Source organism: Gammaproteobacteria bacterium (genome assembly GCA_022450155.1).
Classification (GTDB): Bacteria; Pseudomonadota; Gammaproteobacteria; order Arenicellales; family UBA868; genus REDSEA-S09-B13.
The window spans coordinates 14251-36208 of record JAKUQR010000029.1 but is presented as its reverse complement, the minus strand read 5'-3'; the positions used below and the strand labels follow the sequence as shown (position 1 = coordinate 36208).

Here is a 21958-nt window from a genome sequence, read left to right as displayed (position 1 = left end):
CGGTTTCCCACGGAATGCCAGAAATAGAGTACCCGGTGTGACTCCCCACCGACAAAGCGCGAGCCGTAGACCACATCTGCGCGTCCGCTTTCGATCGGTTCCAGCAGTTTCAGATAATCACGCGGGTCATATTCGACGTCTGCATCCTGTACCAGGACCAAATCACCGCGAGCATGCGAAAAACCGCTCCTGAGGGCTGCGCCTTTGCCTTGGTTTGTCTCATGATAAATACCGACAATATCGTCGTCGTGTGAAAATGTCTCGATCAGTGAACGACTGCCATCCGTCGAACAGTCATCGACCAGGATGATCTCTTGATCCACATCGACAGCCCGAACCCGGGCCACGATCTCAGGCAAGGTGGCGGACTCGTTAAACACGGGGATGACCACACTGATTTTCATGTTCTCTCGGAACTCCTGCAGTACCACTGAATACGCTATTGTGCCATCACTGAACCAGGTACATAGACAGCGGCGGATCAGACGAGTACTTATGGCCTTGATTACAATGCCCGGTAGGGTCTTCGAAATTTGAATCATTACAACTCGAACTGACAACCGCCCACGTTTACCCATGAGTTTCTACGCACCACCCAAATCCTATGACAGCTATCACGGCTTTACGCTGATAGAACTTCTCATCACGGTGGCGATCCTCGCAATCGTCGCTGTAATTGCTGCACCGTCTCTGCAGAACTTCGTCCTAAATAATCGCATTCGGACGCAGGCGGCCGCGCTGACCACGTCACTGGTATTCGCCCGGACTGAAGCCATCAACCGCAGTACCCGCGTGGTCACGTGCCCCGGCACTGCCAGCGGCGGCTGCAGCGGCACCCTATGGGAAGACGGTTGGGTGGTTTTCGTCGATACGAATAACGATTCCGTACTCGACGAGGAGGAGACCCGGTTAGAGATCCATGTTGCTCTTGACGGCGACAATACGCTGCGCGGCACCACTGACGTGCGTGACTATGTGTCCTTTGACTACGACGGCCGTGCACAGAAGGTCAACGGAGATCCGCAATCGGGCACGTTTATTTTGTGTGACCAGCGCGGTTTCGGAGACCATGCTCGTGCCATCGATGTAATCGCCACCGGCCGAAGCCGGAACTTGATCGCCACCGACTCTTCTCAGAACAGCTGTACACCATCACCATGAACGTGCTGCGCCAGAAAGGCCTGAGTCTGATTGAGGTGATGATCACCCTGGCAGTTTTTTCTTTTGGCCTGCTGGCACTGGCCGCATTGATGGCGAGCGGGCTCAAGTACAACACCAGCGCCCTGCACCGCTCCCATGCCACCAGTCAGGCCTACGACATTGCAGACCGCTTCGAACAATCCATGCGTCAAATCCCCAATAGATATCAGGGCTTCAGCCTGATTGAACTACTGATTGCGGTCGCGATCATCGGCATACTCGCGGCAATCGCGATCCCCATGTATTCAGACTATGTCACCCGCTCCCGTCGAGCCGACGGGCAGGCAAAGCTGATGCAGGTAGCCCAGGAACTCGAACGCTGCTATACCCAGTTTTCCAAATACGACGACGTCAACTGCAGTGTTTCCGCCAGTGGTACGGTCATCTCCGCCCAGGGGTTCTACGTGATCGGTGCATCCGTCCCTACCCCATCGACCTTTACGCTGACCGCAACCCCACAGAACGAACAAGCCGATGACACCGACTGCAAAACACTGACACTGACCCACCTCGGCGAGCAAAGCGCGACCGGGGATGATAAGGATAGCTGCTGGTAAACCATCCCTTCTGAGGTGCTTTCAACCTAACATAGAATTGCCATCATGACATCGCGTAGACATCAAATGCTTCCTCCCGGTTACTGCTGATCATGTCGTTCGCAGAAAAATCCGGTATGATCGGCAGTGTACACCGCACCCGTGAACTGTACGGGCGGGTCACACAGGCACATCTCGCGGCTGAGCGTGACGGGGTACACACAGACAAGCTCACGGGCTGAACAGACACAATGTACGGCACGAACACCACAGGACGAACACCATGATTAAGGGCCTTCATCACAATGCTTATCGCTGCCGGGATTCCGAAAAAACCCGCTGTTTCTATGAAGATTTCTTAGGGCTACCACTGGTTCATTCATTGGAGATCGGTACCACCATGACCGGACGTGGCACCCAGGTGCTGCACACGTTCTACCAGATGAGAGACGGGTCGTTTCTTGCCTTTTTTGACGACCCGCAGACACCGTTCGAGTTTAAAGACCAGCGCGACTTTGATCTGCACATTGCGCTTGAGGTCGAACACGACCGGCTGCAGGAGATGATGGACAAAGGCATCGCAAACGGGATCGAGACGCGGGGGATTTCCGATCATGGATTCATCGACTCGATCTATTTTAGAGATCCCAATGGCTACGTCATTGAACTGACCGCCAAACGGCCAAATCATAATCACGACATGGGCTCAGGCAAAGATGCACACGCGATTCTTGATCGCTGGAGTACCGAAAAAACTCAGTAACCGCTTGTTCGTACCGCGCCACCGACGCCTTTCTGATCGGCGAAACCAATAAAGGGCGATGGAATACATTGAATGTCCTGAATGACGTCGGCAGGCAGTCCACCGCGCAACTCCGATGACGCACTGTCGTAAACAGCGTCCGAAATACCGCCGAAACGTTCTTTAATCGCCTCGGCAATCTCGTCGTGGCGTCCCACAGCGGCAAACAAATGCACAATGTCATCAGTCACTTCTTGGGCCATCTGATCCCATTGGTTGTTTCTAGACATCTGGTTCAACTTCAAGCCCAACTCTTCCAGATCATGCGCTTCGAGAACTGGCCAGTACGCTCGGGTCGAACCGTAAAACCCTATACGGATACGCACCCACTCAAACATCTTGGCCACCGCCTCATCATCTGCTCCCGTGGCGATAAAACCACCCCCTGAAATCTCGAAACGTTTTCGCTGACGCCCAACGCTCACAAGAGCGTTTTCAAGAGTCGGTATCACAGTATCTTCCAGATACCGTCGAGTACAAAAAGGGTGGAGGCGCACGCCGTCATAGGCCTGCCCAGCCACTTTCATCATCGCAGGACCGACTGCCGCAACCGTAATCGGCGGCGCCGGACTGTCCATCGGTTCTGGCGTGAAATTCGGTGTCATCAGGGTAAAACGATAATGCTGCCCTTCGAAGTTCAGTGGCTCTCCAGTTTTCCAGGTAGACCAGATGGCGCGTAGCGCGTGTGCATATTCGCGTAGTCGAGGCGCGGGTGGAGACCACGGAACACTGAAGCGACGCTCGTTATGTCCTTTGACCTGACTGCCAAGGCCCAGTACAAAGCGCCCGCCGGATGCCGATTGCAGATCCCAGCCGATATTAGCAACAGCCATGGGGCTGCGCGAAAATGCAATGGCGATACCAGTCGACAGTTCCAGCTTCCGAGTGTTAATTGCAGCAATGCCCAAAGGCAAAAAAGGATCATGGCGGTTTTCCAGCGTGCAGACACCGTCATATCCGTTCGCTTCGATCTCCCGTACCACCTTAGGAATCTGGTGGAGATCGTGCTGCGGAATTGTTGTCATCACCCGCATGGTAAGTTAGCCGGTCAAAAAATAAGTTGGTGATCAGAGGGTGAATCGTACACGAACACCTGAAATTTTCATTATGCGATCAGAGTGCAGACAAACAAGTCTTCAATACCCCAGTTTCGGTCTCACTCGATTAATGAGTGGGCGACCTTCGAGATACCTACCCAGGTTCCTAAATAGTAGGTCCAACGTCAGGTCTGTATAGTTCGCATCGTCGTCGGATGAGACATGTGGCGTAATGATGAGATTCTGGGTATGCCAGAGTTTCGAATCTGGCGGCAGTGGTTCCGGCGTCGTCACATCCAGAATAGCCCCGCCAAGAATGCCACGCTCGAGTGTGGCCACCGACTCTCGGTAATGGATTCGAGAGCGGATGTTTTTACAGCCAGTATCTCAGCTGGTTCTGAGAAATGTGAGAGAAGTTTCCGCTTGACCGATTGCGGAAGTTCTAACCGCGCAAATTCAATCCACTATTCGCTGCGCTCAGACAAAAGACCGTCCTTGGACTTCGTATCCACAAACCGTTACAGGGCGCAAGCCGGCAGACGTGACAACCTGCCAGCCCGGAACAAACAGACGTCCTGTCTGTTTGCGCGTTTTTAAATATCGCTCGACTGCCCTGGGATAGAAATATGATCGTGTAAATTGACTGGCCGACGGGCTCGGATGATCAACGCAAAGCTGGCCTTGTGAAATACCTTGAAAATCATCACGTATGCCGAGCTATGCCCGGTCAGTTCGACCGGTCTCGACGCCACTGAATCGTTGGCAGTGGCTGGACGAGAAACCTGCAACACATCGCCTGGCTGTGCCCCGTCCTCTGTGCCCACAGAAACCGTGACCACTGAAAACAGACCCGCCTCTCGAACCCCGGTTGCTATCCCTACAATATGGCCTTGCAGATTCACCTCCGGTATGCGTGGGAACAAATAAGGCAACCCAGCATCCTCCTTCACCGGAACAAGACGGTCACCTGCCACAACCTCTTCATGGCTGTAAACCAGTTCCAATATGCTGAGCTCGTCGCCTGAGATTAGATTGGCTGTACCAATACGGATAACGGCACGACCCAGATGCTCACCGCTGTCTGGATCGATGAAACGCTCACCAAAACGCATCACATGATAATCCCCTGCAGATGAGTACGGCAGATCTCGCGCGTAAAACCGGGCGAACTGGCCGAGGTTTATCTCACCCTCTGTACCAGCCACCACGTACCCAGAATCCGGCAGCTCTGCCGTCTGCTGTATCTCAGCTGACACCAGAAATGGCTGTATCACATCCGGCGCAATACTGGGTACCGACCTGTTCTGATCAACAACTCGAAGCCGTGGACTCATCTTCTCCACCCGCAGTACCTTTAGCTGGACACCGGCGTCTCCCTGGCCAAGAACCAGCCGCAGTACCTTTAGCGGTGCTCCGGGTAACAGATTGGTATCACTGCGGACTGGAATTACAGCACCAAGCAGAAAAATCGCAGATGCCAACCCGGCACAGATAACCCGCCGCGCCTCCACTCGACCCAGTGCCTTCAGGCCGAACTTCGACATTGAATGACCTAAAGAACGCTTCATAGGCGTTAGAGTCCTATAGAGAATTCCGTTAAAATTCACGTTTAACCATGCAAATCCCAAAACCTGATTGCCTAGTCTAGGGTCTAACAACCCAGATTTCCAACCGTACTACGTCACAAATTTCGCACCTACGTCATGGCACTGCTCAACATTCTTGTCTACCCGGACTCGCGACTGCGCACAGTCGCAAAACCAGTCGAAGCGGTTGACAGCAGCGTAGTCACGCTAGTGGACGACTTGGCCCAGACCATGTACTCCGCACCGGGTATCGGGCTCGCAGCAATCCAGGTCAATGTTCCAAAACGAGTCATCGTGATGGATCTGTCAGAAAATCGCGACAAGTTGATGGTATTCATCAATCCGATCATCGAAACTTTAGAGGGTGAAATAGAGACCGAAGAAGGTTGTCTATCCGTTCCTGGGATCGTTGCACCAGTATTGCGTGCCGAGAGAATAACGGTCAGCGCTTTAAACCGGGAAGGAGAATCGTTTCGACTCGACGCTTCGGAACTGCTTTCGGTTTGTATCCAGCATGAAATAGACCATCTCGATGGCAAGGTTTTCGTGGATTATCTGTCTCGCCTGAAACAGGACCGGATTCGCAAGCGACTGTTGAAGGAAGCTCGCGAGAACGAGCGCCCTGATCAGAAGGATCGAGCAACAGCTTACTAAACCATGTCCTCCGTCTAGACCAGTGTCGCTGCGCACGATATTTGCAGGCACGCCTGACTTCGCAGCACCGAGTCTTCAGGCGCTGCTACAGGCACCATTGGATTTACTGGCGGTCTATACCCAGCCTGATCGGCCGGCAGGACGAGGACGCAAGCCTCGTCCCAGTCCTATTCGGGAAATTGCTGTGGACGCGGGCTTGACGGTAAGACAGCCCACCTTGCTTTCAGAAGAGATTCCTTATCTTGCCGCACTTGAACCCGACCTTCTCATCGTGGTGGCTTATGGCCTGATCCTACCGCAAGCAGTTCTGGACATACCTCGCCATGGCTGCATCAATGTACACGCCTCGCTTCTTCCCCGATGGCGGGGAGCCGCACCCATCCAACGCGCGATCGAAGCCGGCGACCACGAAACCGGCATTAGCCTGATGAGGATCAATGAACAACTCGACAGTGGCGACATCCTGACACAAGTGTCAACCCAGATCCTCAGCAACGACACCAGTGGCACCGTGCACCAACGGCTGGCCGATCTGGGTGCGCAGGAACTGATCAGGCTGCTACCGGCGATCACCCGTGAAACAGCAACAGCAACTGCACAGGACCATGAAAAAGCCAGCTATGCCAAAAAAATACGAACCGAAGAGACGTATCTGGACTGGCACAATTCAGCAATGGTACTGGAACGCAAGGTCAGAGCATTCAATCCACGTCCACTGTGCAGAACGCGACTGGGCAATAGCACTTTGCTCGTAAGACACTCGATTGAAGGTCCACCAAGCTCGGAAGCGCCGCCAGGTACGATCATCGAAGCAGATCCTGACTTTATTCGAGTACAGACCGGCCAGGGTACACTCGATCTGATAGAGGTACAGTCCCCGGGCAGGAAACCGATGTCTGTCGGTGCTTATCTGAACGGTCACCCGATCAGTCCTGGTCAAAACTTCCACCACGAACCTAAGATCGATGCCAAGTCCTGAAACTTGCGCGACGGCAGCGAACATTGTGAACGATGTTCTGCACCACGGACACAGCCTAGATTCGACCGCCGTCAAAAGACTCAAACTCCAGCCCGCTCAAAATCACTCAGAAATTCGTGAAATTGCCTGGGGCAGTGTTCGCTGGGCCTATCGTTACCGCCGCCTGCTGCAGCAGAAACTTCACAAGCCGATCCGCTCTCAGGACACGATTCTCGAAAATCTTCTGTTGTGCGCCTTTTATCAGTACGAACACCTTAATGCACCTGACTACGCCATCACTTCGGGCGCTGTTGAAGCTGCCAACCTACTCGGTCGAGGGCATGCAAAAAATCTAGTCAACGGGGTACTACGCGCTCACCTGAGAGATCCTGCGTTCATAACAGCAGAACAAGAAGAAGCACAATATGCAACTCCGATGTGGCTACTGTCCTGTCTGCGCGAAGCCTGGCCAGACGACTGGAAAGACATCGTTGACTCCTACAACTCGAGACCGCCGTTGACACTCCGGGTAAACACTCAGTTCACCTCCAGAAGTAACTACATGCTGCGCCTGGCTGAAGCAGGGGTAGACTCGACCGCTTCAAACTTAAGTCCGTGGGCAATTACGCTCGCAAAACCTCGTTCTGTTTTGAGAGTGCCGGGATTTTCTGACGGGCTTGTATCAGTACAGGATGCAGCAGCACAACTGAGTCCCTGCTTTCTAGGCCCGCTTCAAGGCCTGCGTGTCCTGGATGCCTGTGCAGCGCCGGGCGGTAAGACTGGCCAGCTGTATGAACTGGCAACAGATACGACCTCGATCACAGCCATTGATCTTCCTGATCGCACCAATCTGATCCGCGAGAACATTCAAAGACTTAAGGGCCACGTAGACATCATCGATGGCGATGTCACGGAACCAGACCGGTGGTGGGACGGTAAACCCTACGACCGAATCATCCTTGACGCGCCGTGTAGCGGCAGTGGTGTTATACGTCGGCACCCCGATATCCGGGTACTGCGCCGCCACACCGATATCCCCCGTTTTTCATGCAACCAGCTGAACATGATCCAACAACTCTGGCCACTCCTTCGTCGTGGCGGCTGTCTGTTATACATCACCTGCTCAATCTTTCCTGCCGAAAATGACGCAGTTATTGAGCTTCTGTTGGAGAACACCAAAGATGCGTGCTCGGTCCCCAGCGACTACTCTCTAGGAGAAAGCACTCGATTCGGCCGTCAGTTTTTGCCCTGCTCCGAGGGAGATGGACTGTACTATGCTATTGTGCAAAAGTGCTGAAGATCCGGGACTGTTCTGGCAAAGCTGTACACTCACCACCTCGGTTTCACGCAATGATCATTCGCTCGTGATTCAGACAAAGTCGATGTGGCACCAATGGGTTACGAACCGGCTAGGTGCGGCACTGATCATCGCGCTGCTTCCCGCTTCTGCCTCGGCAGACCTCAGTGTTCTTTCAGGGCGTTCGCTCACCGCTGCCGGTATGATAAAAACCCAGATGACGCTGTTACTGGACCTGGGCCCTGAACCCGCCAAAGCTTTGCTCAACGGTATACCGTTAACGATCAATCTCAATGTATCACTTGTAAAAGAGTCAGCATGGCCTTGGCACATCAGCGCGGCCAAGTGGCAGTACCCTTTTCGAATTCAGTACCACGCCCTGTCGAATCGGTATACGCTGCTGGAACCGGTCGGGGGGGAGTTCCAGGCGTTTACCAGTCTCTATGATACGCTGTTCAGCATTAGGAAAGTGACGGTACAGGAACAAATCCCCACCGGCGTAAATCAGACTGATCCGATGTCTATACGGGTACAACTCGAGCTTGACAGAAGCCTGCTTCCCGGCGCGTTAAAGCTCGCCACACTCTTCTTTCCGTCCTGGCACCTTGATAGCGGCTGGCAACAATGGCAAGTCGGTCGATGATCTCGCAATTACTTGGACCAGGCTTCACCCTCCTGCTGTCAGCATTCCTGCTGATTGCCTCGGTATTGTTGAGTCGCGCCGCGGGAAACGACGAACTGTTTGGGGATTTCTATTCCGCTCTTATTCTGCTGAATGTCATCGGAATTGGCCTGCTAGCGCTGATGAGCGCATTTCAGATTTGGCGACTGATAGGACAGTTTCGGGCAAGGGTCCTCGGTTCCAGACTTACCCTGCGATTTGTTGGGACCTTCGCCGTGCTGGCGCTGATTCCACTCGCTGTGGTTTATTACTTTGCTGTGCAGTTTCTCAGCCGGGGAATTGACAGCTGGTTCGATGTGCAGATCGAACAAGCACTCGACGATGCATTACTGCTGGGCCGCAGTTCACTCGAATCGATCAAGTTGGATGTCGTTGACCAGCTGCGTGATGATGCGGACAAGATCCAGAATGCTGAGTCCAGTTTCGAAGTCTTTCAGCTTCTCGATGAGCTTCGTCAAGCAAGTGATTTCGAGGAAATGAGCCTTCATTCGATGTCGGGAAAAATACTTGCCTCCAGCAGCAAGGATGCAATTTCACTCATTCCGAATGTCCCCGACGAGCGAGTGATCCGCCAACTCCGCCAGGGTAAGGTCTATTCCGAGATGGAACCAATTGCCGGTGGCGGACTGCAGCTACGCGTAGCTATACGTATAACCGGACGCCAGGTTGGAGATACTGATCGTGTTTTGCTGGTTATCGACCCGCTGCCCCTAAGGTATTCGCGACTGGGACAAAGCGTAGAGGCAGCCTATGCGGAATATGAAAAACTGCAGTATCTGCGACGCCCGTTGACATTCAGTTTTGTCCTGACCCTTTCACTCGTAACGCTGATGACACTGCTCATCTCGTTGTTGATTGCGATCTATCTCGCCAGAAGGCTGGTCGCCCCACTGCGGGACCTTGCTGAAGGCACGCAAGCTGTCGCTCAAGGAGACTATGGCAAACAGCTGCCAGTGACTAGTGGAGATGAACTCGGTGTTCTGGTCAGCTCATTCAACCGTATGACTCAGGAAATCAGCAGCGCCCAGACTGCGGTACGAAACAGTCAAATTGAAGCAGAAAAACAAAGAGCCTATCTTGAAACCGTACTCGCTCACCTGTCATCCGGTGTCATGTCGTTTGACAGCCATCGGCAACTCCGTACGCACAACGCCGCTGCCGAACGCATACTGCACACACCGCTGGGCACTTTTGTCGAATCTTCCATTGCCGAGATGATCAATGCTCTGCCAACTGCCAAACCATTGCTGGACATGATAGACCAAGGTATAAGTGATGATGTTTCTGAGTGGCAAAAAGAGATCAGTATAAACTCGCCATTGGGCCCACAAACTCTGGTATGCAGCAGTACCAAACTTTCTGGTACGGAAACAGAATCCGGCTGCGTTGTTGTGTTTGATGATGCGACAGCGTTGATCAAAGCGCAGCGCGATGCGGCCTGGGGCGAGGTCGCCCGCCGTCTTGCTCATGAAATCAAAAACCCATTGACCCCGATACAACTTTCTGCCGAACGAATCAGGCGACGATATCTCGACAAAATCGAGAAAGACGATCGAGAAATACTGGATCGTGCAACCCGGACGATTGTCCAACAGGTTGAATCGATGAAGTCAATGGTCGATGCGTTCTCTGACTATGCACAACCGGTGAACTCGCGACCCAAGTGCTTGGACATCAATACGTTGATTCGGGACATCACAGAACTCCATATCGCTCACTTAACCAAGATCAGGTTCCTGTTTGACCTTACTGATGACCTGCCGCTGGTCATGACTGACCCGACCGGGGTTCGGCAGGTACTGAATAATCTGATTATCAATGCATCCGATGCACTGGGTGACAAAGGAGGTGAACTGAAACTGAGTACGCGAATAGATCACGCTAATGATAATTTTTTGGTGCTGGAACTTCAGGATAACGGGCCGGGTTTCCCGGCGGAGTTGTTGGACCGAATTTTTGAACCCTACGTCACCACGAAAATCTCCGGCAGTGGACTGGGACTACCGATAAGCCGCCGGATAATCGAGGAAAACGGTGGCACCATGCGGGCAACAAATCTGCCCAAAGGTGGTGCTGTCGTTATAATTCACCTGCCTGTGACCCAGTCTCAGGGCACCTCGATAGACGAACGACAAGGCAAACGTGAATAATCAAACTGTCCTAGTCGTCGATGATGAGCCCGCTATTCGGGGCGTCGTCAGCGAAATTCTCGAAGACGAAGGTTATAGAGTGGACTCGGCCGGTGACGGGTCTGAGGCACGAGAAAAATTCAACCGTCTCAGTCCTGATCTGGTGCTGCTCGATATCTGGATGCCCGATACCGATGGCATCACCCTTCTCACCGAGTGGTGCGAGCAGAGTAGCAATCGGCCTCCTGTCATCATGATCTCAGGCCATGGTACCGTAGAAACAGCCGTCGATGCCTTGCGACTCGGGGCGTACGATTTTCTCGAAAAACCACTGTCTACTGCCAAACTGCTGGTTACGGTCGAACGTGCGCTTGAAAGCCGGCAACTGTCTGCGGAAAACACCCAGCTCAGACGCCAGTTAGAACCGGTAACAGAACTTGTCGGTCACAGTCCGGCTATCCAAGAACTAAAACAACAGATTGATCGACTTGCGCCGGGCGAAAGCTGGGTACTGGTCCGAGGTGAGCGCGGCAGCGGCAAGGGCGTTGTGGTTCGCGCGCTGCACCGAGCCAGTCGGCGTAAGGAGCAGGCCTTTGTCGAAGTCAACCTGGCTTCGGTACCCCGGGAGCGCATTGCCATAGAACTTTTCGGCTATGAAGATGCCGATTCCATACAGGCCGGGCGATTTGAACAGGCTCAGGGTGGCACCCTGGTACTGGACGAAATCGGTGACCTTGACCTCGAGATTCAGGAGAAACTACTGAGCACGCTGGAAAAGAGTCGCTTCTATCGGGTCGGTGGGAAAACACCTGTTGAGTTCGACATCAGAATCTTCGCCACGTCGAATCAGGATATTGAATCAAAGATACGAGAGGGCACATTCAGAGAAGATCTGTTCTATCGCCTTAATGCCGTTCCAATCGACGTTCCGGTACTGAGAAGACATCGGGAAGATATACCGGACCTGATAAGCTATTACACCAACCAGATCTTGGAATCAGAAAATCTCTCATTCCACCGCTTCTCAACAGCTGCCGTAAATTACCTTCGTAATAGACCGTGGCCGGGCAATATCAGAGAACTGCGTAACTTCATCCATCGAATGCTAATCACCTCGAGCAGTGAGGAAATTGACGCGGACGAAACCCGAGAGACCATGGGCAGTGCAGCAACCCCGGTATTCACCGAAACAACCGGACGAGTTGATCCGGACTTCGATCAACCTTTGCGGGAGGCACGGGAACAGTTTGAACGGGACTACTTCAATTATCACCTCCTCAGAACAAACGGCAATATGACGGAACTTGCACAACGATGCAGGATGGAACGCACACACCTTTACAGAAAACTCAAAGGCTTGGGCATCAGTCCCAAGTCAGTCAAGAATCGAGCTTGAAACAAGCCGCTTAGTCATGCATCTGGACATCGAATGAAGATCATTATCCTCGGTGCAGGTCAGGTCGGCATCTCAACTGCCGAGATCCTCGCCAGAGAGGACAACGACATCACCCTGATCGATAACGTTGCATCACAAGTGGAAGGCCTGCAGGATCGGCTCGATATCCGGACGATCGTTGGATCAGCATCTCATCCAAGCGTTCTGGAACAAGCTGGAGGTCCGGACGCGGATCTTATTCTCGCCGTCACTGACCAGGACGAAGTCAACATGGCAGCCTGTCAGGTCGCCTACACGCTGTTCCGGACCCCCAAAAAGATCGCCCGTATTCGTTCTGTTGAGTTTCTGACACACAGAGAGATATTTTCAGACGAATCGATACCGATAGACGTCATCATCAGCCCGGAACAGTTGGTCACACAACATGTACTGCACCTCATCGAGTATCCCGGTGCTCTTCAGGTTGTCGATTTTGCTGGGGGAAAGATACAACTTGTAGGCCTTAAAGCATACCATGACGGGCCACTGGTGGGCCGCGAACTGCGCACGATTCGTGAAGACTTACCCACTGTTGAAGCCCGCGTTGCAGCCATCTACCGTCATAACAGGCCGTTCATCCCTGAAGGGGATACAGTTATCGAACCCGATGACGAAGTGTTCATAGTTGCCGCTGCGCCCCACATACCTATTGTCATGAGTGAATTTTGCGCTGTGGAAGCACCGAGCCAGAACATCATGTTGGCGGGTGCCGGCAAAATCGGTCTGCAGCTAGCCAGAACCCTCGAGCAGAACAACTACCAGGTCAAACTGATAGAACACGGGGCGGAAAGGGCGCGCCAGGTTGCGGAACAGCTGGATGCAACCATCGTTCTTCGTGGAGATGCTGCCGATGAGGACCTCATGCTACAGGAAAATATTGACGCCATGGATGTCTTCTGTTCACTCACCAATGATGACGAAGCCAATATCCTTTCGGCTATGCTAGCAAAACGGCTGGGTGCTCGCCGTACTATGGCACTGATCAACCGTTCAGCTTACGTCGACCTGATTGAAAGCAGTGTGTTGGATGTCGCTATCTCCCCCAGTCTTATTACGGTTGGGTCGCTGCTCACTCACATCCGGCGTGGCGATACAATTGCCGTACATTCGCTTCGTCGCGGTGCCGCCGAAGCAATAGAAACGATTGCTCACGGCGATGCGACAAGCTCCAATGTCGTCGGTCGTCGTATAGAAGAACTCTCACTTCCCTCAGGTACTAGGGTCGGTGCTCTGTTGCGCAATCAGGAAGTCATTATTCCCCATCATGACACCATTATCGAGGCTGAGGATCACGTTATCCTGTTCGTGATCGACAAAAAGCATATTCGCGATGTCGAGAGACTATTCCAGGTGAAGGTAACCTTCGTCTGAATCTCCGGAATACTCGAGTGCAACATCAGGCTGTCTTGAAGATCGTAGGGATTCTGCTGACACTTTTCAGTACGACTCTTCTGCCACCACTTGCAATCAGTATAGTAAGCCAGGACGGTAGCACGCAGTCTTTTGTCATCGCTTATCTGATCACACTGGCAGTCGGCCTGTTGTTCTGGTTGCCCGTTCATCGACACAGAAACGAACCCAGACTGCGTGATGGATTCTTGATCGTGGTCCTGTTCTGGTCAGTATTAGCAGGCTTTGGTGCCATTCCCTTTCTACTTTCCATTGACCCTGCCATGTCTCTGCCCGATGCAGTTTTCGAGTCTATGTCGGGTCTGACCACGACCGGGGCAACTGTGCTAACCGGACTGGATCATCTACCGACCTCTCTTTTGTATTACCGGCAACAGCTTCAATGGCTCGGTGGTATGGGCATCATCGTGCTGGCCGTAGCAGTCATGCCCATGCTGGGTATTGGGGGGATGCAACTCTACCGAGCCGAGGTGCCAGGCCCTGTCAAGGATAAAAAACTTACCCCCAGAATCAAGGAAACTGCAAAGGCGCTCTGGTACATCTATCTGGGATTAACAGTTGCCTGTGCGCTCGCTTACTGGTTAGCTGGCATGAGTGTTTTCGATGCCATCGGACACAGCTTCTCTACCGTAGCGATCGGTGGGTTCTCTACTCATGATCAGAGTATTGGATTCTTTGACAGTCCCGTCATTGCCGGGATTGCCGTAGTCTTTATGATTGTGGCCGGTATCAACTTTGCACTTCACTTTAGTGTGCTGCGCGCGCGGCAGCTTCTAACCTACCTCAAAGACCCAGAAGCCCGGGTTTTTCTAGGTGTGCTATTTTCGATCACGGTCGTGGCGCTGATTGTCCTGACACTGACCCATACCTACAACGACCCTGCAGCAACCTTCTGGCACGGAATTTTTCAGGTTGTCTCCATCGCCACTACGACGGGTTATACCACCACCGGATTTCACTGGTGGCCTTCTTTTCTGCCGATCATGCTTATTTTGATGAGCGCCATTGGGGGTTGTGCTGGCTCAACCGCTGGCGGCATGAAAATCATACGAGCAATCCTTATCTACAAACAAGGTCGCCGCGAGATCGACCAACTGATCCATCCCAACGCCTTGATTCCCATAAAACTTGGAGGAAAACCGGTTCCCGAATCGGTTATCGATGCTGTTTGGGGCTTCTTTGCACTGTACACACTGAGCTATGTGATACTCGCACTGGCGATGACTGCGACCGGAGTCGACCTCGTTACGGCTTTTTCTGCGGTTACAGCCTGTTTGAACAACCTTGGTCCAGGTCTTGGTGCCGTCGCCGACAACTACGCCGGAATCAGCGCCTCAGGCAAATGGATTCTATGTGTCAGCATGCTGCTGGGCAGGCTGGAAATTTTTACCTTGCTGGTACTGCTGACGCCCACCTTCTGGCGAGCCTGATTAAACCTACTGAGGGAATTCACCACCTGCCGAGTAACGTGTTCATGCAACCACCTCCCCGGCAGACAATTCCTTTATGCCGTGTTCAATCACGTCAAGGACCTGCTGTACCGTGATCTTTTCTATACATCGCCGATGACATCGGGTCCTGAGATAACAACGCTCGCAAGCCACATTTGCACGAATCACCTCACCCGAGGCGAGTGGGCCTACCCGAGTCTCATCTGTCGGCCCGAACAATGCGATGAGCGGGCGCGCCTTAGCCACTGCCAGATGCATCGTGAGGCTGTCGCCGGTTAACACAAGATCAGCCCGACCAATGACTTCAATGAATTCCGGCAGGCTCAGCCGACCTGCCAGGCAGCTGCCCTTTTCGGATGATAGCGTGCCTGTAGACATTTCCAGAAACGTACGATCCTCAGCACTGCCCGTGAACAGGATAAACCAGTCGTCTGACAGACGTTCGGCCAGTGACAGAAAATTTTCGATAGGCCAGTTCTTAGTGGGCCAGCGCGTCACTGGGCTGAACACCGCAAGTTTTGAACCAGGCCTTAAGAGTCCCTTCAATATGCGGTCGACTGCAGTCTGCACCTGTGGTGCGACCTCGACTTCCATCTTACCTGCCCCCAGCGGAATATTAGCCAGCTCAAGTACCCCGGCCATCTCTGTTATGGCATGCACCGCGGGCTGACTAAAACGCTCCGCGAACCACCAGTGACCTTTCACCAATCGTCTTCTGGCTCGTGCACCCCACAGGAAAATCACCGTCTTCCAGCTGCCTTGAAGATCCAGTGCCAGATCGTACTCGTTCAGGCGTACGGCTCTGAGGGTCTGCATAAACTGTTCAATGGTCCAACCCGGTCGCCTCCACCAGTCACGTTTGACGCCGTAGCGGTCAAAAATTATGAGCTCGTCAATCTTCGGGTTATGCGTCAAGAGCTCTTGAGCGGCTGTGGACGTCAATACCGTCAGATGGGCGGACGGATGGGCTTCACGAATTGCACTCAGGGCAGCTGTCGCATGCAGCACATCGCCCAGGGAAGTCTGTTTGATGACCAGAATTTTCAACGTGGTTCCAATTGAAAATAGCTCATTTCATACTTCGAGACTGGAGTCAGTCGTAGGGTGATATGTCGGTACCAGGACGTGTTTTGAACCATTTGAACGTCCATAGCGCCTGTTCAGGCGCTGATCGGATCCCCGCTTCGAATACCGAATTTACCGTTGCTGCGTCTGACTGCTCATTCCCAAGCGGAAATCCAGACAGTGGCGGCTTGATGTCGAACACGTAGCGACCGTTATCGAGCATACGGGTGAACACGGGCACCACCGCAGCATCGGTCAATTTTGCCAGCCACCCGACGACTGGTACTGTTGCTGTTGGGATGTCAAAAAAAGGGGCAAATAGAGAATTGGCATCGCCCAAGTCTTCGTCGGGAATCAAATAAGCAATCCTACCGCCTCTTATGGCTTTGACCAGTCGGCGCAGCCCCTGATCCCGCATCAGAATGATCGCATCGAATCGGCAACGACCTCGCCATAAACGCCATGTCAGCAACGGATCTCGCGCTCTTTTCATCATGGAAACGCCGCAGATCAACCGGGCAATAAGGGCACCACCCATATCTATACCGACCGTATGAGGTGTAATCAGCAACACCGGCCGGCCGGCTTTTTCGAGGTTTTTGAGTATGTCCTTTCCAGTCACCGTGCACAGACTGTCTATTCTGGCGGTCGACCCCCACCACAACACACCATAATCGATGAGCGCCCGCCCATAGAATCGGTAGTGTTGGCGGATAAGCCGCTGGCGCTGATCGACAGAAAGCTCAGGAAAGCACAACTGGACATTAATCTCTGCGATCTTTCGTCGCTTTTCATTACTGCGATAAAACAAGTCACCCAATGCACTGCCCACCTTCAACACCAAGCGTCGAGGAAGAATGATACAGGCCGCGATCATGAGCATCACGATCCAGTGACCCCAGTATCTAGGTGCCAGAAAAGCTAATTCAAAACGCGGCTGGATCACCGAATGGCTTCTCGCCTGGATGGGTTTAGTCGCTGCTCCGCCGGCGCCCCTTACTGGCCGCAACGCGCATTCGCAACGCATTCAGTTTAATGAATCCTTCTGCATCGCGCTGCTGGTAGGCACCGCCATCGTCCTCAAATGTTGCGATCGTTTCGTCGTACAGAGAATCTTCGGAGCGGCGACCCAGCACGGTAACGTTACCTTTGTAAAGTTGCAGTCTGACCTGGCCGTTGACCATCTGTTGTGACTGGTCGATCATCTTTTGCATCACCTCACGTTCCGGCGAAAACCAATAACCGTTGTAGACCAGCTTGGCATAGCGCGGCATTAATTCATCTTTAAGATGTGCAACCTCACGGTCCAGCGTTATCGACTCGATCGCGCGATGGGCCTTAAGCAAAATGGTGCCGCCAGGGGTTTCGTAACAACCCCGGGATTTCATCCCGACATAACGGTTCTCAACCAAATCCACACGGCCTATCCCATGCCGGACACCGAACGCATTGAGTCTTTCCATCACAGCGGCCGGTGTCAACTTCTCACCAGCGATCGCCACCGGATCACCATGTTGGAATTCGACTTCAATATTCTCAGGCTCATCCGGCGCATCCTGGGGCGAAACAGACCACCGCCAGATGGTCTCAGCAGGCGCAACCCACGGGTCTTCGAGCTCACCACCCTCGTAGGAGATGTGCAGAAGATTTGCGTCCATGGAGTATGAGAAACGATCATCCACTGGCAGTCCGTGCTGATGAGCGTAGTCGACCAGGCTTTCACGCGAACCAAGTTCCCATTCTCTCCACGGTGCAATAATTCTTATCTCAGGATTCAAGGCATAGGCATTCAACTCCAATCGGACCTGATCGTTACCTTTGCCTGTCGCGCCATGCGAGATCGCATCTGCGCCGGTGGATTCGGCAATTTCAACCAACCGCTTGGCAATCAACGGCCTGGCTATTGAGGTGCCGAGCAGATATTCACCCTCATAAACCGCATTGGCACGGAACATCGGAAAAATATAGTCGCGGGCAAACTCTTCACGAACATCCTCAATAAATATCTCCGTCACCCCGAGCCCTGCTGCTTTCTGGCGTGCGGGTTCGATTTCTCCCCGCTGTCCAAGGTCTGCAGTAAATGTCACCACTTCGCAGTCGTACTGATCCTGCAGCCACTTGAGGATAATTGAGGTGTCAAGCCCGCCAGAATAGGCAAGCACGATCTTTTTGATCTTGTCGCTCATCACGGTTGGTGGTCCTTGGTAAAAACCGGAGGGGATAACACTGGCTAACCTACTTGACGTGCCAATTATAGCAGTGCGTCGCTCCCACGCTGTCCTACGGCAGTAAAAAGCCCCCGCTGACGGGAGCTTTTTGAAAACTGACGGTACGGGGTGATCAGGTACTCACTGCTGAGTACATCTGCTTTAATGCTCTTTTCTCAATCTGGCGGATACGTTCGGCCGATACACCGTACTGTTCAGCAAGAACCCCTAGTGTGGTCTTCTTCCCACTCTCAGCAAGCCAGCGCGATTGAATGATGTCGCGGCTACGCTCGTCGAGAACAGCAAGCGCTGTATCAAGTTGCTGTTGCCTTACCCGGGCCTCGTCCGCTTTGAGCGTCAATGTCCCAGGATCTGCACTGTAGTCGCCCAGAGTTTCCGACGGTGACCAGAATGTGTTTTCGTCGTCGTCGGTAGAATTTGCTTCAAAGGCGACATCGGCACCTGTCATGCGGCTTTCCATTTCTCGCACTGTTGAGGTATCGACATTGAGATCCTCGGCCATGGCATCGATTTCATCCTGCTTCATCCAGCCCAGTCTGTTTCGATGTTTGCGCAGGTTAAAGAACAGTTTTCGCTGCGCCTTGGTTGTCGCAACTTTGACCATCCGCCAGTTACGAACCACATATTCATAGATTTCAGCCTTGATCCAGTGCACAGCAAAAGAAACCAGTCGCACGTCTCTATTGTGATCAAAACGTTTCACAGCCTTCATCAGTCCAACGTTGCCTTCTTGAATCAGATCGGCCAGCGGCAGACCATAACCGGTAAATCCTCGGGCAATCGAGGCGACATAGCGAAGATGCGAAAACACCAGCAGGCGGGCCGCTTCTAGATCCTCTCCCTCGCTGTAGCGTCGAGCAAGATCTTTCTCCTCTTGTTCTGACAGCATCGGGGCTTCATTGATGGCCTGCAGGTAGCGTGACAATCCCTGGGCCGGTCCAACATCCAATGCGATGGGTAGTGTCTGGGTCATAGCGATTCCGAGTTCATAAGATACCGCTATTTTAGCACTCTTCTACGCAGAGTGCTAACATAAATATTATCAGTCTACTTTACTAATTTCATTATTTTTCAACAAGATAAAGACATCTATTCAGGTGATTCATCATTCAGATGAGATACCCAGTAGTTATCCGTCTCCGCCGATCAGTGCGGTCACAAAGGCTTCAGCGTCAAACGGGCGTAAATCGTTAACCGACTCGCCGACACCGACAAAATAAATCGGCAACTGGAATTTTTGCGCCAAGGCCACCAGTACCCCACCCCGGGCAGTGCCATCGAGCTTCGTCACACACAATCCAGTGACCCGGACCGACGCTGCAAAAGCGCCTACCTGTGCCAATGCGTTCTGACCGGTTGCTGCATCCACGACCAGCAGAGTTTCGTGTGGGGCATTGTCATCCAGACGTTGGATCACGCGATTCATCTTCTGTAACTGATCCATCAGCTCAGTATTAACGTGCTGCCGCCCCGCAGAATCGATGATCAGAACATCGACAGAACGGGCCTTCGCGGAACTCAAGGCATCGTGGGCAACCGCCGCTGCATCGGCTCCACGCTGCTGAGCGATAACTGGTAAAGAAAGCCTCTCTCCCCAGACCTGCAACTGCTCTATAGCTGCAGCTCGATAAGTATCACAGGCACCCAGCATGACTTTGAGATCCTGCTGGGTGAACCAGTGCGCGAGTTTGGCCGCGGTTGTTGTCTTACCGACTCCGTTTACACCGACCATAACCACTACCCGCGGTTCGGCCGAGACTGCAGGCAGATCAAATGGCTGAACCGAGGGTCGCAAGATCTCGAGTAACTGCGTTTTAAGTGCCGCATTTAGTTGTTCTTTCGTCTCGACTCGTGTGGAAACAGCCTGGCGTCGCAGAGCGGCTACAATCTGGGTACTGGCCTCAACACCCAGGTCCGCCAGGATGAGCTGATCCACCAAGTCATCAAAAGCTGCATCATCGAGCGCTGCTGATCCAGATCGGAACAGTCCCGAGAGATTCGCAGCAAGCGATTCCCGTGTCTTTCTGAGACGGGTAAAGAGCCCCCTGGTTTCATCTGGCTTAGGCATCAGTACTCCACAATACACAACATTGATCATCGGCCACGGTTCTATATCGTATCATTGAGCACTGTCGCTGACTCGAGCTCGCCATGCCCCGGACCAAGAATGCCCCTTCCCAACGTAACCGTGGACGGCTGCGGATCATCGGTGGCCAATGGAAGCGGCATACGTTGTATTTCAACGGCGGCGCAGACCTTCGTCCAACCCCAGACGCTATTCGTGAAAAACTTTTCAACTGGCTTGCCCCCGTCATAGAAGGTGCTTGTTGTTTGGATCTGTTCTGTGGCAGTGGTGCACTGGGGTTCGAAGCGGCCTCCAGGGGCGCAGCACTGGTCATATTAGTCGACAATAATCGACAATCCTGCGAGGAAATCAATAAAAACCGTGTGCGACTGGGTGCACAGAAGATCAGAGTGTATTGCGAAGACGCACTGGAATGGCTGGCAAGCAGTAACCAGGCATTCGATATTGTCTTTCTGGACCCGCCCTACAACAGCGACCTGGCCCGTCGTTCAATCGCGCGTCTGCAGGCTCACCAACTGGCACCGGGTACGATGGTGTATGTCGAGACCGAGCGCCGCCTGAAACTGGCCTATCCCAAAAACTGGGAGGAACTGCGCAGTGGCCATGCCGGCCAGGTCAGCTGTCGCCTGTTTCAGATCACGTCTAGCGATCAATCCGACCGTCTGATCTGACGACACCGATGAACTGGGCACTCTTTGCGTGTACTCATGACAGTGAGTACTGGACAATCAAGCAACGACACGATCACCATAGCGTACATCAGTCTCGAAATCGCGGATATTCCCCCGCCTAAACAGCCGTTCAACCATGGGTGCAAAAAACGCAAGTGATTCAGAGTCGTAGTCAGGATCAAAACAGTTCTGATCATAGAACTCACAGAATCGAATAGCGTCATCGTACCACTGATGATCGCGGTAACGATCGCGGGCATTTCGATCACCTCCCAGATGGTGTGCAAAGTAGTACATCTGGAATAGGCCGTGATGCTTGACGATCCAGTAAGTCTTCTCCGACACGAAAGGACGTAGTACTGCCGCCGCTAACTCGCTGTGAGAAAACGGCGCAATCATGTCACCAATGTCATGAACCAGAGCAGCAACCACAACTTCTTCAGGCTCTCCTGCACGATGTGCACGAGTCGCCGACTGCAGACAATGCTCGAGCCGGCTGACCTTGTAACCAGAAATCGAGTCGTTCAGCTTTTCAAGGTATTCGAGAATCCTGCGCGCCAGCGAGTCGGTAAATTCTGCCTCATACCGGTCCAGCAACTCGTATTCCGCGCGTGTGCCCTGCGCCATGCTGGTAAAATTAACTGTTTCCATGATTTACTCCGAATGTCCAGTAACGAGAAGATTCGATTTATAATCGCTAACTTACCCTAATCTGCATCAGAAAACCAGAA

Annotated in this window: 22 protein-coding genes and 2 pseudogenes; 14 read left to right on the top strand and 10 right to left on the bottom strand. The window is 53.0% G+C overall.

The window, feature by feature from the left end; translation table 11 throughout:
- The coding region (locus tag MK323_13195) for a glycosyltransferase family 2 protein (protein ID MCH2483106.1) at positions 1–404 on the bottom strand (404 nt) is incomplete at its 3' end.
- A 172-nt stretch (positions 405–576) separates the two neighbouring features.
- Here MK323_13195 and MK323_13190 point away from each other — a divergent pair.
- The 5 genes and pseudogenes from MK323_13190 to MK323_13170 all read left to right on the top strand — a co-directional run bounded on the left by MK323_13190 (position 577) and on the right by MK323_13170 (position 2499).
- A complete protein-coding gene (locus MK323_13190) occupies positions 577–1161 on the top strand; it encodes a GspH/FimT family pseudopilin (GenBank protein MCH2483105.1) in 585 nt (194 codons plus the stop codon).
- A gap of 38 nt (positions 1162–1199) precedes the next feature.
- Positions 1200–1208 (top strand): annotated as a pseudogene (locus tag MK323_13185) (hypothetical protein).
- 135 nt (positions 1209–1343) lie between these two features.
- A pseudogene (locus MK323_13180) lies at positions 1344–1466 on the top strand (prepilin-type N-terminal cleavage/methylation domain-containing protein).
- 27 nt (positions 1467–1493) lie between these two features.
- The gene (locus tag MK323_13175; protein MCH2483104.1) at positions 1494–1757 is read left to right on the top strand and encodes a type IV pilin protein; all 264 of its coding nucleotides are present in this window, start codon (positions 1494–1496) and stop codon (positions 1755–1757) included.
- A gap of 262 nt (positions 1758–2019) precedes the next feature.
- A complete protein-coding gene (locus MK323_13170) occupies positions 2020–2499 on the top strand; it encodes a VOC family protein (GenBank protein ID MCH2483103.1) in 480 nt (159 codons plus the stop codon).
- Here the strand turns inward: MK323_13170 and MK323_13165 are convergent.
- From MK323_13165 to MK323_13155, 3 genes are all read right to left on the bottom strand, one after another.
- A complete protein-coding gene (locus MK323_13165; GenBank protein ID MCH2483102.1) occupies positions 2493–3563 on the bottom strand; it encodes a TIGR03617 family F420-dependent LLM class oxidoreductase in 1071 nt (356 codons plus the stop codon). The genes MK323_13170 and MK323_13165 overlap by 7 nt on opposite strands.
- Positions 3564–3674: 111 nt before the next feature.
- Positions 3675–3914 carry a hypothetical protein gene (locus tag MK323_13160; protein ID MCH2483101.1) on the bottom strand — a complete coding sequence of 80 codons (240 nt, stop codon included), beginning with the start codon at positions 3912–3914 and terminating at the stop codon, positions 3675–3677.
- A gap of 254 nt (positions 3915–4168) precedes the next feature.
- Positions 4169–5143 carry a hypothetical protein gene (locus tag MK323_13155; GenBank protein MCH2483100.1) on the bottom strand — a complete coding sequence of 325 codons (975 nt, stop codon included), beginning with the start codon at positions 5141–5143 and terminating at the stop codon, positions 4169–4171.
- Positions 5144–5278: 135 nt separating this feature from the next.
- Here MK323_13155 and def point away from each other — a divergent pair, with 135 nt between their 5' ends.
- Genes def through MK323_13115 form a run of 8 tightly spaced genes read left to right on the top strand, consistent with a single transcriptional unit; the run spans position 5279 to position 15156 of the window.
- A complete protein-coding gene (gene def / locus MK323_13150; protein MCH2483099.1) occupies positions 5279–5815 on the top strand; it encodes a peptide deformylase in 537 nt (178 codons plus the stop codon).
- 28 nt (positions 5816–5843) lie between these two features.
- Positions 5844–6794: a methionyl-tRNA formyltransferase gene (fmt, locus tag MK323_13145; GenBank protein MCH2483098.1), complete on the top strand. Its 951-nt coding sequence runs from the start codon at positions 5844–5846 to the stop codon at positions 6792–6794.
- Positions 6781–8070 (top strand): 16S rRNA (cytosine(967)-C(5))-methyltransferase RsmB, encoded by a 1290-nt coding sequence (rsmB, locus tag MK323_13140; GenBank protein MCH2483097.1) that lies wholly within the window; start codon positions 6781–6783, stop codon positions 8068–8070. Before fmt ends, rsmB begins: the two co-directional genes overlap by 14 nt.
- Positions 8048–8713 (top strand): DUF4390 domain-containing protein, encoded by a 666-nt coding sequence (locus MK323_13135; GenBank protein MCH2483096.1) that lies wholly within the window; start codon positions 8048–8050, stop codon positions 8711–8713. Before rsmB ends, MK323_13135 begins: the two co-directional genes overlap by 23 nt.
- Entirely contained in the window at positions 8695–10902 is a 2208-nt protein-coding gene (locus tag MK323_13130; GenBank protein ID MCH2483095.1) for an ATP-binding protein, read from the top strand. The genes MK323_13135 and MK323_13130 overlap by 19 nt, the downstream gene beginning before the upstream one ends.
- Complete coding sequence (locus MK323_13125; GenBank protein MCH2483094.1) at positions 10895–12277, top strand: sigma-54 dependent transcriptional regulator; 1383 nt, start codon at positions 10895–10897, stop codon at positions 12275–12277. The genes MK323_13130 and MK323_13125 overlap by 8 nt, the downstream gene beginning before the upstream one ends.
- Before the next feature lie 33 nt (positions 12278–12310).
- On the top strand, positions 12311–13687 hold the full coding sequence (gene trkA / locus MK323_13120) for a Trk system potassium transporter TrkA (GenBank protein ID MCH2483093.1): 1377 nt from the start codon (positions 12311–12313) through the stop codon (positions 13685–13687).
- Positions 13688–13704: 17 nt separating this feature from the next.
- Complete coding sequence (locus MK323_13115) at positions 13705–15156, top strand: TrkH family potassium uptake protein (GenBank protein ID MCH2483092.1); 1452 nt, start codon at positions 13705–13707, stop codon at positions 15154–15156.
- A gap of 42 nt (positions 15157–15198) precedes the next feature.
- On the opposite strand, the gene MK323_13110 is transcribed toward MK323_13115, so the two are convergent.
- The 5 genes from MK323_13110 to ftsY form a co-directional block, all read right to left on the bottom strand.
- On the bottom strand, positions 15199–16224 hold the full coding sequence (locus MK323_13110; protein ID MCH2483091.1) for a glycosyltransferase family 9 protein: 1026 nt from the start codon (positions 16222–16224) through the stop codon (positions 15199–15201).
- Between the two features lie 46 nt (positions 16225–16270).
- A complete protein-coding gene (locus MK323_13105; protein ID MCH2483090.1) occupies positions 16271–17188 on the bottom strand; it encodes a lysophospholipid acyltransferase family protein in 918 nt (305 codons plus the stop codon).
- A 25-nt stretch (positions 17189–17213) separates the two neighbouring features.
- Positions 17214–18428 carry an argininosuccinate synthase gene (locus MK323_13100; protein MCH2483089.1) on the bottom strand — a complete coding sequence of 405 codons (1215 nt, stop codon included), beginning with the start codon at positions 18426–18428 and terminating at the stop codon, positions 17214–17216.
- Positions 18429–18582: 154 nt separating this feature from the next.
- The gene (gene rpoH, locus MK323_13095; protein MCH2483088.1) at positions 18583–19443 is read right to left on the bottom strand and encodes an RNA polymerase sigma factor RpoH; all 861 of its coding nucleotides are present in this window, start codon (positions 19441–19443) and stop codon (positions 18583–18585) included.
- A gap of 156 nt (positions 19444–19599) precedes the next feature.
- The gene (gene ftsY, locus MK323_13090; protein ID MCH2483087.1) at positions 19600–20538 is read right to left on the bottom strand and encodes a signal recognition particle-docking protein FtsY; all 939 of its coding nucleotides are present in this window, start codon (positions 20536–20538) and stop codon (positions 19600–19602) included.
- 83 nt (positions 20539–20621) lie between these two features.
- Here ftsY and rsmD point away from each other — a divergent pair, with 83 nt between their 5' ends.
- A complete protein-coding gene (gene rsmD, locus MK323_13085) occupies positions 20622–21227 on the top strand; it encodes a 16S rRNA (guanine(966)-N(2))-methyltransferase RsmD (protein MCH2483086.1) in 606 nt (201 codons plus the stop codon).
- Positions 21228–21284: 57 nt separating this feature from the next.
- Here rsmD and MK323_13080 read toward each other — a convergent pair whose 3' ends face one another.
- A complete protein-coding gene (locus tag MK323_13080; protein ID MCH2483085.1) occupies positions 21285–21878 on the bottom strand; it encodes an HD domain-containing protein in 594 nt (197 codons plus the stop codon).
- Positions 21879–21958 lie beyond the last annotated feature (80 nt).

What these genes read in the sequence shown, in the direction of transcription:
- MK323_13190 (MCH2483105.1), top strand. Translation starts at nt 577, where the DNA reads ATGAGTTTCTACGCACCACCCAAATCCTATGACAGCTATCACGGCTTT.
- MK323_13175 (MCH2483104.1), top strand. Translation starts at nt 1,494, where the DNA reads ATGCAGGTAGCCCAGGAACTCGAACGCTGCTATACCCAGTTTTCCAAA.
- MK323_13170 (MCH2483103.1), top strand. Translation starts at nt 2,020, where the DNA reads ATGATTAAGGGCCTTCATCACAATGCTTATCGCTGCCGGGATTCCGAA.
- MK323_13165 (MCH2483102.1), bottom strand. Translation starts at nt 3,563, where the DNA reads ATGACAACAATTCCGCAGCACGATCTCCACCAGATTCCTAAGGTGGTA.
- MK323_13155 (MCH2483100.1), bottom strand. Translation starts at nt 5,143, where the DNA reads ATGAAGCGTTCTTTAGGTCATTCAATGTCGAAGTTCGGCCTGAAGGCA.
- def (MCH2483099.1), top strand. Translation starts at nt 5,279, where the DNA reads ATGGCACTGCTCAACATTCTTGTCTACCCGGACTCGCGACTGCGCACA.
- rsmB (MCH2483097.1), top strand. Translation starts at nt 6,781, where the DNA reads ATGCCAAGTCCTGAAACTTGCGCGACGGCAGCGAACATTGTGAACGAT.
- MK323_13135 (MCH2483096.1), top strand. Translation starts at nt 8,048, where the DNA reads ATGCTATTGTGCAAAAGTGCTGAAGATCCGGGACTGTTCTGGCAAAGC.
- MK323_13130 (MCH2483095.1), top strand. Translation starts at nt 8,695, where the DNA reads ATGGCAAGTCGGTCGATGATCTCGCAATTACTTGGACCAGGCTTCACC.
- trkA (MCH2483093.1), top strand. Translation starts at nt 12,311, where the DNA reads ATGAAGATCATTATCCTCGGTGCAGGTCAGGTCGGCATCTCAACTGCC.
- MK323_13100 (MCH2483089.1), bottom strand. Translation starts at nt 18,428, where the DNA reads ATGAGCGACAAGATCAAAAAGATCGTGCTTGCCTATTCTGGCGGGCTT.
- rpoH (MCH2483088.1), bottom strand. Translation starts at nt 19,443, where the DNA reads ATGACCCAGACACTACCCATCGCATTGGATGTTGGACCGGCCCAGGGA.
- ftsY (MCH2483087.1), bottom strand. Translation starts at nt 20,538, where the DNA reads ATGCCTAAGCCAGATGAAACCAGGGGGCTCTTTACCCGTCTCAGAAAG.
- rsmD (MCH2483086.1), top strand. Translation starts at nt 20,622, where the DNA reads ATGCCCCGGACCAAGAATGCCCCTTCCCAACGTAACCGTGGACGGCTG.
- MK323_13080 (MCH2483085.1), bottom strand. Translation starts at nt 21,878, where the DNA reads ATGGAAACAGTTAATTTTACCAGCATGGCGCAGGGCACACGCGCGGAA.